Genomic DNA, 14,790 nt, shown 5'->3' on the forward strand with positions numbered 1-14,790 from the left:
AACAGCATATTTCGACTCCGCGCCGCATATGGCAGGGATGGCATAAACTGCGCAAGGTGACACGAAGCAAAAAACGCACTTTGGGGGTTAGTTAGCGGGCAGCCAAAGCCAGAGAATGGCGATGTAGGTCAGTCCGTGGAGAAGCTGGTCAATCCCCAAGGCCCACCAGAAGCCCGTATCTTTCGGCGTCCAGCCTTCGCGCGCGACGAGCCGCTGTTTCAGCCAATCGATATGATAGTGCAGGAGAAATTCGCCAGCGAGGAGAGCGGCGGCAAGCGGCAGGCCGCCACCCGGAAACAGCCAAAAAACGGGCGCCGTCAATACGATATGGATGAAGGCATGCAGCAGGCCGCCGGGCGCGCCATAGTGCCCTTTCTGCCGGAAAATCCCATCCGATTGCAGGATGAAGTCCGCGACGGCATGTTTCACAAGCAGATAGGTGATCGCGGCAAGCGCCGCGTGACCGGGTGACATGAAGCTCCATCGCTGCCGGACGGCGATGGGCAGACACCGCTCGCTTCGTCCTTTTTCGTGGTTTTTAGCGTAACCGGGCTGTCTGGAATGTCACCTGGGGAACAGGTGGCCTGGGCAACGCGGTGCCGCCCAGGACCAATTTCGGTGTGCAGATGGCGTCTTAATTCACGCGCTGAACTTCGACGAGGTTATCGGAGAACGTCGGGGCGCGGCCTAATCCGCTCCAGGCGTCCGACGAGATGCAATTGACGGAACCATCCGAGCGATTGAGCGACCGCCAATACCCGAGCGTCGCGACGACAACGCCGTCGGGAACGTCATCTGTTACGCGCGCGACGCCTTCGAAGTCGCCGCGGTCGTTGTAGACGCGAACCGGATCACCGTCGCGCACCGAACGCCTCTGGGCATCCCCGGGGGAGATCATCACGAACTGGTCGCCCTGCACTTTAACCTTGTGCGGCTCGTTGGCGTAGCACGAGTTCAAGAACGCGTGGCTTTTCGGCGAGATGATGTTGAGGGTATAGAGTTTGGCGCGTGTTGGGTTCGTTTCGGGCGTTTCGCGCGGCGGTACGAAGCCGGGAAGGGGATCAACAGGTTCGCCCGATTGCTCGCCCTCGTACATGGCGCGGAAGGGACCGGCTACGAAGTTTTTAGCGTCGTGCAACAGGAACTCGACCTTGCCTGACGGCGTCGGGAAGTTGCCGTTGGCGTGTGGAGTGCGGGTGTCGGCTGCCCCGACGTTGATCTTGAAGTAGCCGTGGGTCTTGAAATACTCCATGTCGACGCCGCCCATCTTCGGGTCGGTCCAATTTATGTACTCGGCGCACAATTCGCTGTCGGTCATTTTGAAGACGGGATCGTCGAAGCCCATTTCCTTCGCAAGCATCCGCCAGAGATCGCTCGTCGGCTTGCATTCGCCTGGCGGCTCAACGGCCTTCTGATTGTACGTCAGATAGAAGTGGCCCCACGACCACATCATATCCTCGGCTTCACCTGCCATCGCTGCGGGTAGGACGATGTCGGCATATTTCGCGGTGTCGGTGAGGAAGTGCTCTGCGACGACCGTGAACAGGTCCTCGCGCTGCAGGCCTTCGACAATTTTGTTCGTCTCGGGCGCCTGACTGACCGGATTGGTGCAGAAGACGAAGAGGCTTTTGATCGGCGGATCCAGCTGCATTTCGCCGGTCAAAGCCGCACCGAGACGCAAGTTGTTGACGACGCGGGTGCCGGGTTTGATCCATTCGGGGCGTGCGGCTTTTACCCAATCGATCGGGAAATCCCAGAGCGGCATCTGCAGCAGGCCGCCGCCGACGTGACGCCAGGAGCCGACGAGGGCAGGCAAGCTGCAGACGGCCCGGATCGCTTGACCACCGCCCGCGCTGCGTTCAAGCGCAACACCCAAGCGAATGACGGAGGGCTGCGCTGTTGCGAATTCACGAGCGAATTTTTCAATGTCCCCGGCGGGGACGCCGGTCGTGCGTGCAACGTACTCGGGCGTGAATTCGGCGGCGCGTTCTTTCAGCTCGGGAAAGCCGTAGGTGTGATTGTCGACGTAGTCTTGATCGACCAAGCCTTGTGCGATGATGGAATTGATGAAGCCCATTGCCAGCGCGCCGTCGGTGCCGGGCTTCGGGCAGATGTGCCAGTCCGCGGCTTTTGCCGTGCGCGAGCGATAGGCGTCGATCACAACGAGCTTCGCGCCGCGTTTCTGCGCTTCGAGCACGAACGGCCAATGATGCAGATTGGTCGAGATCGAATTGGACGCCCAGATCACGATGAATTTGGCGTGGACGAAGCTTTCCGGATCAACCGCGCCGGTCGGTCCGACTGTCAGAAGCCATGCCGTCGAGGAGCCCGAGGCGCAGAACGTCTTTTCATTCACGGTCGTGCCCAGGCGATTGAAAAACGGGTCGCCCGAATTGATGCCCTGCACGAGGCCCATATTGCCGAGATAGCTGTAGGGCATGATTGCCTGAGAGCCATGCTCCGCGATGATGTCGCGCCAGCGCGCGCCGATCTCGGAAATGGCCTCATCCCAGGAAATGCGTTTGAATTCTTTTGAGCCTTTGGGGCCGGTGCGTTTCAGCGGATAGAGCAGGCGGTCTGGATTATGATGATGGTCGGCGAAATCCTTGAGCTTCACACACAGGCCGCCGCGGGTCATCGGATGCTGTTTGTTACCGCGAACCTCGACGAGGCGGCCATTCTGGACCTCGTAGACCATTGCGCAGGTGTCTGGACAATCGTGGGGGCAGGCGCCGAAGAATTTCTCCCGCTGCGGTTGCTCGTTCATGTTTCCTCCGTGGAAAGCCCGCCCATTCTTGAGGCGTGTTCTTAACGTGCGTCAGTTTGGCACCGAAGCGACGGAGAGCGCAACGCGAAAGCGTTTTGGCGACAGAGAGGGAAACGCGTTCAGAGGTCGGCGGGAAATAAAAGTGGTCCCGCCATTGGGCTGAATTGGCACGAAAGTCTGAAAGCGCGCCATCTTCTGTCTTCAGATGAATTCACTAGCTTTTCCGGCATGCTAAGACGACAAATTGGGAAGACCGCGTGGGAAGGGTCGCAGGATATGTCGAAGGCGCTATTTCCAGGGCGACGGGTGCTTTGGATGCCCTTGAATCTCGATTGGGCGCCTCCCAGTCGGGCCGTCCAGCACTGTTGCGCCTCAATGGTCGATGCATTGCGATTCGACTGCAAGGACCATGAGGATCCCTTCGCGTGCGCGGATTCGCTGATCGTCTACAATGAGGTCATGAACGAATACGGGCTGATCATCCACGACGGCACGGCATCGTATGTCTTGATCGATCGATGCCCGTGGTGCGGGACGCGCTTGCCGCAGAGCCTGCGGGATGAATGGTTCGATGCCGTCGATGCGCTGCATCTGGAAGATGGCGTGCCACCGCCTGAACGTTTCCTATCGAGCGCGTGGCGCAGGATTTGATCGCGGCTGGCGATCAAGGGACGTCCGGAGCGGCGCAGGCATCCTCGTAGACGTGTATTGCTCCCTCGCGGTCGACAAATATTTCGCTGCCGTCTGCAGCAGTCTTCGAATGTCGCTCGACCGGGACCTTGCCGTGCGCGCCTGGAAGGTCGAGCACGTAGGTTGGCAGCGCCAAGCCTGAGAGGCGGCGGCGCAGTTCGATCATCAGTTGGCGGCCTTCGGCGATCGTTGTCCGAAAGTGCGTGGTGCCCGGGGCGAGGTCACCGTGGTGAAGGTAATACGGCTTCACGCGCAATTCGACGAGGCGGCGCATCAGAGCTTCCAGCGTGTCGGCATTGTCGTTGATGCCTTTGAGCAGCACGGTTTGGCTGACGAGCGGTATGCCAGCATCGACGAGGCGGTCGATTGCGCCGCGCGCCGAGGCGTTCAACTCTTGCGGATGGTTTGTGTGCAAACCAACGAATACCGTCAGCCGCGATGCTTTCAGCGCCGAGATGAGATCGTCCGTCACGCGCTCGGGATCGACGATCGGTACGCGGGTGTGCCAGCGCAGGATTTTAACGTGCGGGATATTTGAAAGCGCCTCCGTGATCTCGCGGACGCGGCGCGGCGAGAGCACGAAGGGGTCGCCGCCGGTCAGGATCACTTCCCAGATTGCCGGCGTTTTCGCGATGTAGTCGAGCGCCGCGTTGAGTTCCGCGGCGGAGAGCGCTTCACCGTTGTCCGGTCCCACCATCTCGCGGCGGAAACAGAAACGGCAGTAGACGGGGCAGACGCTCGCGATTTTCAGCAGGACGCGATCGGCGTAGCGATGGACGACGCCGGGGGCCGGACTTTTGATGCGATCACCGATGGGGTCGTCGCGCTCATGCGGATGCAATTCGAGTTCGCGGGCGCTGGGGACGAATTGGCGGCCGATGGGATCATCCGCAGAAGACGGATCGATCGCATTGGCGATGGCGGGTGTGATCGCAACGGCGTAACGCTTGGCGATATCGTGCAGTGTGGCACGATCTTCGGCGCGGGCGAGGCCCGCGTCGATGAGATCGTCAATCGATGTCAGCTTGCGTTCGATCAGCGTCATTTGGGCGGCCAGATCTCCGTATCGTGATCGGGGTGCTGGTAGGAGACGAGCGTTTTAAGGAACGGCGCCGCGTTCGGGTCTTCGAGCGTCTCGTGCTGCGGAAGACCCGCAACCCAATCGACATAGGGTAGCTTGGCTTCGGTGCCCCATTGGATTTTCGGGACGATTGTTTCTGGGTGATCGAAAGCGCCGATCGCGATTGCAACGCCGTCCGGCGCTTCGTAGGTTAGAGGCGTGCCGCAATCGGCGCAGAAGCCACGCGCGGCCGCGTTTGACGATTGGAATTTTTTCGGTTCACTGCGCGTCCAGACGAGATTGGCGCCGCGCACGCTGACCAGCGGCGCGTAGAAGCTGCCGAACGCTTTCTGGCACATGCGGCAATGGCAGACCGATGCGTCGATGAGTTCGCCCTCGACGCGAAAGCGGACCGCGCCGCATTGGCAACCGCCGGTGTGGATCTCTTTGGTCATCGGTCAATTCTCCCTCTCCCCATTCTCCTGCACTTTAGAATGGGGAGAGGGGACTTTGGCTGAGCTTATTTGCCTGGTTCCGGAAAGGGCGTCCATAATACTTGATCAATTCGCTCGGCGCCGGTGGCGAGCATGACCAGACGATCGAAGCCGAGCGCACAGCCTGACGATGGCGGCATGACGCTCAGAGCTGCGAGGAAATCCTCGTCGATCGGATAACGCTCGCCGTAGATGCGTTGTTTCTCCACCATCCACATTTCGAAGCGGCGGCGTTGTTCGTCGGCGTCCGTCAACTCGCCGAAACCGTTCGCGAGTTCGACGCCACAGGCGAAAAGCTCAAAGCGTTCGGCGACCTGCGGATCACTCGATACGGGGCGTGCAAGCGCAGCCTCCGCGACGGGATATTCATAAAGGATCGTCGGTGCGGGTGACCCGAGGCGGTCGTCGATCTTCTCGACGAGCACGCGGCTGAAGATATCCGACCATGTATCGTCAGAGGCAATGCGAATGCCGGCAGCTTCCGCGGCGGCGGCAAGTACTGCGCGGTCGAGAATGTTCTGCGATATCGCTTCGCGCAGCGGCATCCCGGCGAATTGCAGAAAAGCTTCTTCCAGCGTCAGCGCTTGGAACGGCGCGCCGGGATTACAGGTCTTGCCGCGAAAGGTCCAATTCGAGTGCCTGGCTGCTTCGGAGGCGATTTTCAAGATCGTCGCACAATCGTCCCAGAGCGTTTGGTAGGGCTCGTCGGCACGATACCATTCGAGCATGGTGAATTCCGGGCTGTGCAGGCTGCCGTGTTCGCGATTGCGAAACACCGGTGCGAACGCGAAGATTTTCGTTTCGCCGGCCGCCAGCAGTTTCTTCATCGCAAGCTCGGGCGACGTATGCAGATAAAGTTCGTGCCGGGAAAGATCCGTACCGATCAGATCCGTCCGGAAGGCATGGAGGTGTGTTTCGTTGCCGGGCGACACCTGCAGAATGCCAGGCTCGACCTCGGTAAAGCCTTCGCCCACGAACCAATTGCGGATTGCGGCCTTGATACGGCCCCGCCCGGCCAGAAATGGGCGGCGGTCGGCGTGGCGTTCGGGGCTCCACCAGGGGGATTGCTGCGACATGCTTGCAAATTGGGCGTTCAGGACAGGGTTGCCGCACTTGGCGGCAAGGGGCTAAGCGGGTATGAGACGCGACAGATTCCCTGAAGGCTTCCGCCGGCTGGCCGCCCATGAGGCGGCCGCAGCGCTTTGATTAAAACGGAGACGTACCCGTGGTGAAGGTTATTGCAAGCTCGGTCCGCAAAGGCAATGTGCTCGATCTGGATGGCAAGCTTGCCGTCGTGATGCATGCGGAAAATATCCATCCGGGCAAGGGTACGCCCGTCACACACCTTGAAATGCGCCGCATCGCCGATGGCGTGAAGGTTACCGAGCGCTACCGCACGACGGATCAGGTCGAGCGCGCCTACCTCGACGAAAAAGACTTCAATTTCCTTTATGAAGACGACATGGGCTACAACTTCATGCAGCCCGAAACCTTCGACCAGATCACCATTCCGAAGGATGTGCTCGGCGATCAGGGCCAGTGGCTGCAGGAAGGCATGACGTGCCTCGTGTCGCTGCACGAGGGCAATCCGATCTCGGTGGAACTGCCGCAGCGCGTGACGTTCGAGATCGTCGAAGCCGATCCGGTCGTCAAAGGCCAAACGGCGTCATCTTCTTATAAGCCCGCGAAGCTTTCGAACGGCGCCCGCGTGATGGTGCCGCCGCACATCGGCGCTGGCACTCGCGTCGTCGTCATGACGGAAGACGGTTCGTACGTCGAACGCGCGAAGGATTAGTTTTTGTTTACACCGGGCGCTCCCCTCCGGGGAGCCGGCCGCTCGGCGTGTTTTTTTAAGCCGCGCGTGACGAGAGTTCTTCGGCGCGCTGGGGCGCGACTTCCTCACAAATGACCTTGAACTCGGCCAGATAGTGCTGGCCGAACGACGTCACCATCGCGACGTCGGCAGCGTCGCGGCCGCGCGCGATGACGATGCGGCCGGTGCGCGGAACATTATGGCGCGCGTCGAACGTGACCCAGCGATGGTCGACGTAGGCTTCGAACCAGGCGCTGAAGTCCATCGGAGCCGGATCGGGCGGCACGCCGATATCGCCGAGGTAGCCGTTGACGTATGCCGCGGGAATGTTGAGGCAGCGGCAGAACGCGATGGCGAGATGCGCGAAGTCACGACAGACGCCGGTCCCTTCTTTGTAAGCTTCGAACGCCGTGCGGGTGGAGCGCGCCTGCTGATAGTCGAAGCGAATATGATTGTGTACGAAATCGCAGATCGCTTTCACACGTGCGTAGCCGGGCGGCACGTTGCCGAAGAGTTGCCAAGCGATCTGTGTCAGCTCATCGGTCTCGCAATAGCGGCTGCCGCTGAGGAAGTGCATGGCGTAATTCGGCAGGTCGGCGACGGGAATTTCTCGGGCGCCAAGTGGCGCTTCTTCCTGCTCACCGCTGTCGCGCACCACGGCGCGATAGCTCAGCTTCAGTAAGCCTTTGGGCGCAACGAGGCGCTGAGTGCGGTTGCCGTAAATATCCAGTCCGCGTTCGATAGCGATATCGGGAACGTTGAGTGCATCTTCGTAGATGATATCGCGACGACGGCCGGGGTGGACGTCGAGAAGCAGGAGCAGTGGCGTGGGGGCAGAAACTTCAAGTCCAATATCGTATCCGACATGAATGAGCATAATCGTACGCCCTCGCGACAAACAAGTTTGCCAAAAAACGTCATGCAGCAGTCGAATGTTCCGAAATAAAAGGCTGAGATCTGCACAAATATCCAGCAAAAATGCGCTGTTTGGCGTGTTCAGCCAACAAATCCGGCGCACACGGCCAACTTTAGTTCTGATTTTGCGCCGCGTTTTATTTTGCGTTGAAGATACTCAGCACGCAATCAAATATCCAACCGCAGTACTTTCACGGTCGTTCCGGCATGGAGCGATGGCGCGTCCGCGGGGATTACAACGAGGCAATTGGCGCGCTGGAGAGATTTGACGAGGCCGCTGTCCTGGTTTGTGAACGGCGTGACACGAGCTGGTGACGTCGAAACATCAAGCAAGCCGCGCATATAGTGTTCGCGTGGGCCGTTGGCGGGCACGGGGTCTGTCAGCGCAGCATCGATGGCTTGGAACGGCTTCTCAAGGCCGAGCAGACGACCGATGAGTGGCACGAGAAAAACGCGCGCACAGATCATCGCAGCAACGGGGTTTCCGGGGAGACCGAGGCAGTATTGCAGTTTACCGCCGACGTGACGTGAGCCGAAGAAGAGTGGCTTTCCCGGGCGCATCGCGATTTTGTAGAAGTCGAGCTTAGCGCCTGCGTTCTCAAGTGCCGGTCGAACCAAATCGTGGTCTCCGACGGACGCACCTCCGCTCGTGACCAATACATCGGCATCGCCGGCGGCTGAGATGAATTCTTCAAGCGAAGCAAGTGAATCGCGCGCGATGCCGAGGAAGCGCGCTTTGCCGCCCACCATTTCGACGACGGATGCGAGACCGTATGCGTTTGACCCCGAGATCTGGCCGAGGGCCAAAGGGTTTCCCGGAGTGACCAGTTCATCGCCTGAGGAAAGGATCGCGACAACCGGCTTGCGGACAACAGAGAGTTCACCGTAGCCACAAGACGCCGATATCAAAACATCGCGTGCGGTCAGGAGACGACCGGGTTCGATAAGGCACTCGTCCTTCGCAAAGTCCTGGCCTTTCGGGCGGATGTTGGCGCCGCACTTCGCGGTTTCTAGAACGGTAACGGTCGGGCCTGACGCGGTGGTGTTTTCCTGAATGACGACGGCGTCGGCGTCGTCTGGTACGCGGCCACCGGTAAAAATGCGGACCGCTTCGCCCTTACCAAGAGAACCATCGAAAGGATGGCCTGCACCTGATTCACCGACGAGGTTGAGCGTAGCGGGAACGCTCGCGATATCGTCCGCGCGGACGGCGTAACCGTCCATAGCGGAGGCATCAAAAGGTGGGTTGTCGACTTTTGAAATGACTGGGCTCGCCAGCGTGCGACCGTGGGCACGGAGCAGATCGACCGTCTCGGCGCTGAGCGTCGTGGCGTTTTCAAGGATGCGTTGCAACGCGACGGAAACGGGAAGCAAAGCCATGTGCGTCAGCCGCCTGCCGGGCGGAGACCGGCTTTGTAGGTGCCCGACTTGCCACCCTTTTTTTCTACGAGGCGCACGTCGCTGATGACCATGCCGCGGTCTACGGCTTTCAGCATGTCGTAGAGCGTGAGGCAGGCGACGGAAACAGCCGTCAAGGCTTCCATTTCGACGCCGGTCTGGCCGGATACTTTCACTTCCGACGTGACGCGAATGCCGGTCGGCGCATGCGAGATTTCGAAATCGACGGTCGCCTTCGTGATGGCGAGCGGATGACAGAGAGGGATCAGCTCATGCGTGCGCTTGGCCGCCATGATCCCCGCGATGCGGGCAGCAGCGATGACGTCGCCTTTCTTGGCTGTTCCGGTTTCGACGAGAGCGAGCGTCTCGGGCCGCATCGCGATGAAGCCTTCGGCGACGGCGTGACGTGCGGTGACAGCCTTATCTGATACGTCGACCATGCGGGCGTCGCCCTTGTCGTCGATGTGCGAAAGCTTGCTCATGACACCGGCGCGAGCAGGGTTTTGGTCGCGGCCGTCACGTCGGACTGCCGCATCAGGCTTTCGCCCACCAGGAAGGTATTGACGCCGACCTTTGAAAGACGCGCAAGATCAGCCGGTGTGAAAATACCGCTTTCGCCGACGATGATGCGATCGGCCGGCACTTGCGGCGCCAGATCTTCCGTCGTCTTGAGCGTCACTTCGAACGTTTTGAGATTGCGATTGTTGATGCCGACTAGGCGACAGTCGAGTTTTAGCGCGCGTTCAAGCTCGGCGGCGTTGTGGACCTCGGCGATGGCGTCCATGCCCCAGTCTTTCGCCGCTTCGGCGAGGTCGTGGGCCGTCGCGTCGTCGACTTCGGCGAGGATGATCAGGATGCAGTCGGCGCCCCAGGCGCGGGCTTCGGCGACCTGATAGGTATCGATCATGAAGTCCTTGCGCAGAACGGGAAGCGAGGTTGCTTCGCGCGCCGCCGTCAGGAATTCGGGCGCACCCTGGAACGACGGCCGATCGGTCAGCACTGAGAGGCAAGCCGCACCGCCGGCCTCATAGGCTTTTGCAAGCGCAGGAGGATCGAAGTCGGCGCGGATCAGGCCTTTCGAAGGTGAGGCCTTTTTGACCTCGGCGATGAGCGCCGGTTTCTTTTTCGCATGCTTCGCCGCAATGGCATCGGCAAACGGGCGTACGTGCGGTGCGGAGCGAGCGTATTCGGCAATGACGCGCAGCGGCTTGATGGTCTTCGCGCGCGCGACCTCATCGAGCTTGTATGCGGTGATTTTGTCGAGGATGTCGGCCATGGCTTAGATCCGGTCGTTCGTTACCGCGACGAGGCGGTCGAGCGCTCTAGCCGCGCGACCGCTGTCGATTGAAGCTTCGGCTTTGGCGATGCCGTCCGGCAGCCCATCGGCCTTGTCGGCGACGACGAGCGCGGCGGCGGCATTCAGCACGACGATATCGCGATAGGGGCCGGGCTCGCCCTGCAGCAGCGAATGGATAGCGGCAGCATTTGTGGCCGCATCACCGCCTTTCAGCGCTTCGATAGTGCTGCGCTTCAGGCCCGCGTCTTCCGGCGTCAAGTCGAAGGCGTAGATGTCGCCGTCCTTGAGTTCGGCAACGTGAGTGATGCCGGTCGTCGTCAACTCGTCCATGCCGTCCGCGCCGTGTACGACCCAGGAATGAACGGAGCCGAGCTTGCGCAGCACCTCTGCGATCGGTTCGACGAGTTTGCGGTCGTAGACGCCGAGGATCTGGCGCTTCACTTGCGCCGGATTACACAGCGGTCCGAGCAGATTGAAGATCGTCCGCAGGCCGAGATCGGTGCGGATCGGTGCCCAGGCCTTGAACGAGGGGTGATAGAGCGGCGCCCAGAGAAAGCCGACACCGGCATCGGCAACGGCCCGCGAGACCATGACGGGCGGCACGTCGAGCTTGACGCCGAGGGCTGCCAGAACGTCGGAGGCACCGGAAAGGGATGTCACGGCGCGGTTGCCGTGTTTCGCGACGATCGCCCCCGCGCCGGCCGCAACAAACGTTGCCGCTGTCGAAATGTTATAGGTGCCGCGGCTGTCGCCGCCAGTACCGACGATGTCGATGGCGCCGGGCGGCGCGTCGACCGTCGTCATGCGGCTGCGCATGAACTTGGCAGCGCCGGTGATCTCTTCCGTCGTCTCGCCGCGGACACGGAGGCCCATCAGAAAGGCGCCCATCGCGACAGGAGGGGCGATCCCGGACATCAGCAGGTCGAGGGCCTGTTGCGTGCCTTCGTCACCGAGCGTTTCGCCATCGGCGATGCGGTTCATCAGGCGCTTCAGTTCGCGCGCGGGATTTGTGACGGTGCTGGTTGCTGTCACGGGTCAGGCTGCCTTGCGGCTCTTGGGAGCAAGTCCTGCGAGGTCGAGGAAGTTGGCGAGGAGGGCGTGACCCTGCTCGGAGGCAATGCTCTCGGGATGGAACTGCACGCCGTGCACCGGATGCGACTTGTGCTGCAGGCCCATGATCAAGCCGTCGTCCGTTTCGGCGGTCACCTCAAGGCAGTCCGGAAGTGTCGCCCGGTCGACGATCAGCGAGTGATAGCGCGTGATCTCGAAGCGTTCCGGTAGGCCCTTGAAGATGCCTTTGCCGGTATTGGTGATGGCCGACAGCTTGCCGTGCATCGGGCTTGGCGCACGGACGACGTTGCCGCCATAGGCCTGGCCGATGGCTTGGTGACCGAGGCAGACGCCGAGCAGTGGAATGGTCGCGCCCGCCTTCTTGATGAGGTCGAGGCAGACACCGGCTTCGTTTGGGGTACAGGGACCGGGCGACAGCACGATGGCTTTCGGCTTCTGGGCCAACACCTCTTCGGCGGTAACCTTGTCGTTGCGAATGACGACGCTTTCGGTGCCAAGCTCGCCCAGGTAGTGGACGAGATTGTAGGTAAAGCTATCGTAGTTATCTATCAGGATCAGCATATTGGCCCTTGGTCTGCCGACATCCGACGTGCGCGCTGTCCTTCTAGCAGACCATGACATGCGCGCGACACGGAAAAATATGGATATCAGGACCTTCGTTTCAACGTTTGCAGCGTTCAGGTCTGCGGACGCTTAGGCGCGGTCGCGAGGCGTCAGGAAGGCTTCCAGATGCCCTGAAGCCGGCAGGAGGTCCTGCCAGCTTGTTTGCTCGAACGAGAAAACGGCCAGGGCGCAGGTGGGGAACTTGTCTTCCAGGCGGGAAATGGACTTGGCGTCGCCGGTTCCGGTGAGAAACAGCGCGAGGCCGTGCATGCCTGGGTTGTGGCCGATCATTAGCACCCGTTTGATGCCGGCGGGGACGGCCTTCAGGCGGCTGTAGAGGGTTTCTTGGCTGGTGAGATACAACTGATCGTCAAACGTCACTTCGGCGTCTTTAACGCTGGGGGTAATGAGCGCCAGCGTCTCGCGGGTCCGTTTTGCGGACGAGCAGAGAATAAGCTCGGGAGCGAAATTCAGCTCTTTAAGGGCCGCGCCCATCAACGGAGCCGCCATCCGTCCGCGATCGTTCAGAGGCCGATCGAAATCGTCGATGTCGGTGGCGTCCCAGCTCGATTTGGCATGGCGCAGAAGGGCGAGTGACAGCATTTCGGCCTTGGGCTGGCGTTGTGCGACGAGCGAACCTTATAGCAGGTCGCTCGTGCCGTTAAGCGATAGGCCATAGATTCGCGCCGTCGTCATGACAAGGTCCATCAGCAATGGATTACCTTCTGGCGCCGCTTTTCTGGATCCTGGGTCTCATCGCCAGCATCGTCTGGTGGGTGATCGTACAAGTTTTATGGATCGTGCTGTGGCTGCTGCTGCCGCTGGCGGTCGTCGCATTCATCGGTTTGCGCGTGGCCGAGCGCGTGCTCGGGCAGGAGAAGGTGCGGGGCTGGGTCAAGACCCGGACGCAGCGCTACGGCTCGGCAGCTTCGAAGCGGATGCAGCGTTGGATTTTCGCGCTCGGGGTGCTGCCGATCCGCGTGCTGTTCTGGTTTCCGATCTATGCACTCTGGCACAGCATCGTCAGCCTGCTGTGGCGGCCGAAGTGGTCGCCGTGGCAGCGGGCCTGGGCCAAGCGTTGGAAGGCAGATGCAAAGCCGCGCGGGGCGGGTAAATCAGCGACCTGAATACGGCACGTTCGATGCGCGCGATGCGAAGCGCACGGCTTCTTCGGCGGCGCGAACAACAGCCATGGCCTTATTGATGCATTCCTGTTGCTCGTTCTCGGGCACGCTATCGTGCACGATGCCGGCGCCGGACTGCACGTGGATCATGCCGTCCTTCAGAATGGCCGTCCGCAAGACGATGCAGGTATCCATTTCGCCGTTGGCGGAGAAATAGCCGACGCAGCCCGCATAAGGTCCGCGCTTGCCCTTCTCGAGTTCCGCGATGATTTCCATGGCGCGGACTTTCGGCGCGCCCGACACGGTGCCGGCCGGAAAACCCGCCATCAGCGCGTCGATGGCGTCGTAGTTTTTTTCGTCGAGCTTGCCGATGACGTTCGAGACGATGTGCATCACGTGGCTGTAGCGCTCGATGATGAACTTGTCGGTGACGGTGACGGTGCCTGGCTCGGAGACGCGGCCGACATCGTTGCGACCGAGATCAAGCAGCATCAAATGCTCGGACCGCTCTTTCGGATCGGCAAGCAACGCGGATGCGAGAGCTTTGTCTTCGGCATCGGTGGCGCCGCGGCGGGCCGTGCCGGCAATGGGGCGGATGGTGACGACGCCGTCGCGGGCACGAACGAGAATTTCGGGCGACGAGCCGACGAGCTGCATGTCGCCGAAATCAAGATGAAAAAGGAACGGCGACGGGTTGAGGCGGCGAAGCGCGCGATAGAGCGCGAACGATGGCAGATCGAACGGTGCGGAGAAGCGCTGCGAGAGGACGACCTGAAAGATGTCGCCCGCCTTGATGTATTCCTTCGCCTTCGCGACCATCGCCATATATTCGGCGGGTGCGGTGTTCGATTGCGGCTCTTGCAGCGCGGCGCTTGGGGACATCGTTGATGTCGAATGCGGGAGGGGCGCTTCGAGACGATCGATCGCGGCGGTGATGCGTTTCAGTGCCGTCGCATAAGCGTCTTCCGCTGGGACGTCGGGATGCGGCCGGACGGGTGAAACCAGGATCATCTCATCTTTGACGTTGTCGAAGATCAGCATCAACGTCGGGCGGATGAGTATCGCGTCGGGCACGCCGAGCGTGTCGGGCAGCATTTCCGGCAGGTTCTCGATCAGCCGGACGGTATCGTAGCCCATGTAGCCGAAAATACCGGCGGCCATTGGCGGCAGCGCTTCCGGCAACGTGATGGCGCTTTCCTGCAGCAGGTTGCGCAGCGATTGCAGCGTCGGACGATCGTCGCGCTGGAAGGCATCAGGGTTGGCTTCGGGCGAGCGATTGATTTCGGCGGTGTCGCCGTTCGCTTTCCAGATCAGGTCTGGGGCCAAACCGATGACGGAATAGCGGCCGCGCGCCGAGCCGCCCTCGATCGATTCCAGCAGGAAGCTCATCGCGCGATGCTCGGCGAGCTTCAAGTAAGCTGAAACGGGTGTTTCGAGGTCGGCGATGAGGCGCGTCCAGACGACCTGGGGTTTGCCCTCATCGTAGATGCGCGCGAACGCATCTGCGGGCGGACAGATTTCCGTTGCGGGTAGGGCCGAAAGGACGCTCACGTCATTC

General features: G+C 60.9%; 16 protein-coding genes. 3 read left to right on the top strand and 13 right to left on the bottom strand.

Annotated features, from left to right (window positions below; all coding sequences use genetic code 11):
- Positions 1 to 87: 87 nt before the first annotated feature.
- Together HYPMC_RS07250 and HYPMC_RS07255 are read right to left on the bottom strand one after the other, a co-directional pair.
- The gene (locus HYPMC_RS07250; protein WP_013947214.1) at positions 88 to 474 is read right to left on the bottom strand and encodes a DUF3307 domain-containing protein; all 387 of its coding nucleotides are present in this window, start codon (positions 472 to 474) and stop codon (positions 88 to 90) included.
- A gap of 160 nt (positions 475 to 634) precedes the next feature.
- Positions 635 to 2,767 carry a molybdopterin-dependent oxidoreductase gene (locus HYPMC_RS07255; protein ID WP_013947215.1) on the bottom strand — a complete coding sequence of 711 codons (2,133 nt, stop codon included), beginning with the start codon at positions 2,765 to 2,767 and terminating at the stop codon, positions 635 to 637.
- 276 nt (positions 2,768 to 3,043) lie between these two features.
- Here HYPMC_RS07255 and HYPMC_RS07260 point away from each other — a divergent pair, with 276 nt between their 5' ends.
- On the top strand, positions 3,044 to 3,418 hold the full coding sequence (locus HYPMC_RS07260; protein ID WP_013947216.1) for a hypothetical protein: 375 nt from the start codon (positions 3,044 to 3,046) through the stop codon (positions 3,416 to 3,418).
- Between the two features lie 13 nt (positions 3,419 to 3,431).
- Here HYPMC_RS07260 and HYPMC_RS07265 read toward each other — a convergent pair whose 3' ends face one another.
- The 3 genes from HYPMC_RS07265 to epmA all read right to left on the bottom strand — a co-directional run bounded on the left by HYPMC_RS07265 (position 3,432) and on the right by epmA (position 6,087).
- Positions 3,432 to 4,502 carry a lysine-2,3-aminomutase-like protein gene (locus tag HYPMC_RS07265; protein WP_013947217.1) on the bottom strand — a complete coding sequence of 357 codons (1,071 nt, stop codon included), beginning with the start codon at positions 4,500 to 4,502 and terminating at the stop codon, positions 3,432 to 3,434.
- Entirely contained in the window at positions 4,499 to 4,972 is a 474-nt protein-coding gene (locus HYPMC_RS07270; protein WP_013947218.1) for a GFA family protein, read from the bottom strand. Before HYPMC_RS07270 ends, HYPMC_RS07265 begins: the two co-directional genes overlap by 4 nt.
- Positions 4,973 to 5,037: 65 nt before the next feature.
- Positions 5,038 to 6,087 carry an EF-P lysine aminoacylase EpmA gene (gene epmA / locus HYPMC_RS07275; protein ID WP_013947219.1) on the bottom strand — a complete coding sequence of 350 codons (1,050 nt, stop codon included), beginning with the start codon at positions 6,085 to 6,087 and terminating at the stop codon, positions 5,038 to 5,040.
- 149 nt (positions 6,088 to 6,236) lie between these two features.
- On the opposite strand from epmA, the gene efp reads away from it, so the two are divergent.
- The gene (gene efp / locus HYPMC_RS07280) at positions 6,237 to 6,806 is read left to right on the top strand and encodes an elongation factor P (protein WP_013947220.1); all 570 of its coding nucleotides are present in this window, start codon (positions 6,237 to 6,239) and stop codon (positions 6,804 to 6,806) included.
- A gap of 55 nt (positions 6,807 to 6,861) precedes the next feature.
- On the opposite strand, the gene HYPMC_RS07285 is transcribed toward efp, so the two are convergent.
- The 7 genes from HYPMC_RS07285 to HYPMC_RS07315 form a co-directional block, all read right to left on the bottom strand.
- Positions 6,862 to 7,701: a transglutaminase family protein gene (locus tag HYPMC_RS07285; protein ID WP_013947221.1), complete on the bottom strand. Its 840-nt coding sequence runs from the start codon at positions 7,699 to 7,701 to the stop codon at positions 6,862 to 6,864.
- A 206-nt stretch (positions 7,702 to 7,907) separates the two neighbouring features.
- Positions 7,908 to 9,119, bottom strand: coding sequence for a gephyrin-like molybdotransferase Glp (glp, locus tag HYPMC_RS07290; RefSeq protein WP_013947222.1), 1,212 nt, complete (start codon positions 9,117 to 9,119; stop codon positions 7,908 to 7,910).
- 5 nt (positions 9,120 to 9,124) lie between these two features.
- On the bottom strand, positions 9,125 to 9,619 hold the full coding sequence (gene moaC, locus HYPMC_RS07295; protein WP_013947223.1) for a cyclic pyranopterin monophosphate synthase MoaC: 495 nt from the start codon (positions 9,617 to 9,619) through the stop codon (positions 9,125 to 9,127).
- Positions 9,616 to 10,413 carry an indole-3-glycerol phosphate synthase TrpC gene (trpC, locus tag HYPMC_RS07300; protein WP_013947224.1) on the bottom strand — a complete coding sequence of 266 codons (798 nt, stop codon included), beginning with the start codon at positions 10,411 to 10,413 and terminating at the stop codon, positions 9,616 to 9,618. Before trpC ends, moaC begins: the two co-directional genes overlap by 4 nt.
- A 3-nt stretch (positions 10,414 to 10,416) precedes the next feature.
- On the bottom strand, positions 10,417 to 11,415 hold the full coding sequence (gene trpD, locus HYPMC_RS07305) for an anthranilate phosphoribosyltransferase (protein ID WP_029670921.1): 999 nt from the start codon (positions 11,413 to 11,415) through the stop codon (positions 10,417 to 10,419).
- A gap of 54 nt (positions 11,416 to 11,469) precedes the next feature.
- Positions 11,470 to 12,066: an aminodeoxychorismate/anthranilate synthase component II gene (locus HYPMC_RS07310; RefSeq protein ID WP_013947226.1), complete on the bottom strand. Its 597-nt coding sequence runs from the start codon at positions 12,064 to 12,066 to the stop codon at positions 11,470 to 11,472.
- Between the two features lie 132 nt (positions 12,067 to 12,198).
- Positions 12,199 to 12,711: a histidine phosphatase family protein gene (locus HYPMC_RS07315; protein WP_013947227.1), complete on the bottom strand. Its 513-nt coding sequence runs from the start codon at positions 12,709 to 12,711 to the stop codon at positions 12,199 to 12,201.
- Positions 12,712 to 12,821: 110 nt separating this feature from the next.
- Here HYPMC_RS07315 and HYPMC_RS07320 point away from each other — a divergent pair, with 110 nt between their 5' ends.
- The gene (locus tag HYPMC_RS07320) at positions 12,822 to 13,235 is read left to right on the top strand and encodes a hypothetical protein (protein WP_013947229.1); all 414 of its coding nucleotides are present in this window, start codon (positions 12,822 to 12,824) and stop codon (positions 13,233 to 13,235) included.
- Here HYPMC_RS07320 and trpE read toward each other — a convergent pair.
- Complete coding sequence (gene trpE / locus HYPMC_RS07325; RefSeq protein ID WP_013947230.1) at positions 13,224 to 14,783, bottom strand: anthranilate synthase component I; 1,560 nt, start codon at positions 14,781 to 14,783, stop codon at positions 13,224 to 13,226. The genes HYPMC_RS07320 and trpE overlap by 12 nt on opposite strands.
- Positions 14,784 to 14,790: the final 7 nt, after the last annotated feature.

The sequence above is a fragment of the Hyphomicrobium sp. MC1 genome (assembly GCF_000253295.1).
Taxonomy (GTDB): Bacteria; Pseudomonadota; Alphaproteobacteria; order Rhizobiales; family Hyphomicrobiaceae; genus Hyphomicrobium_B.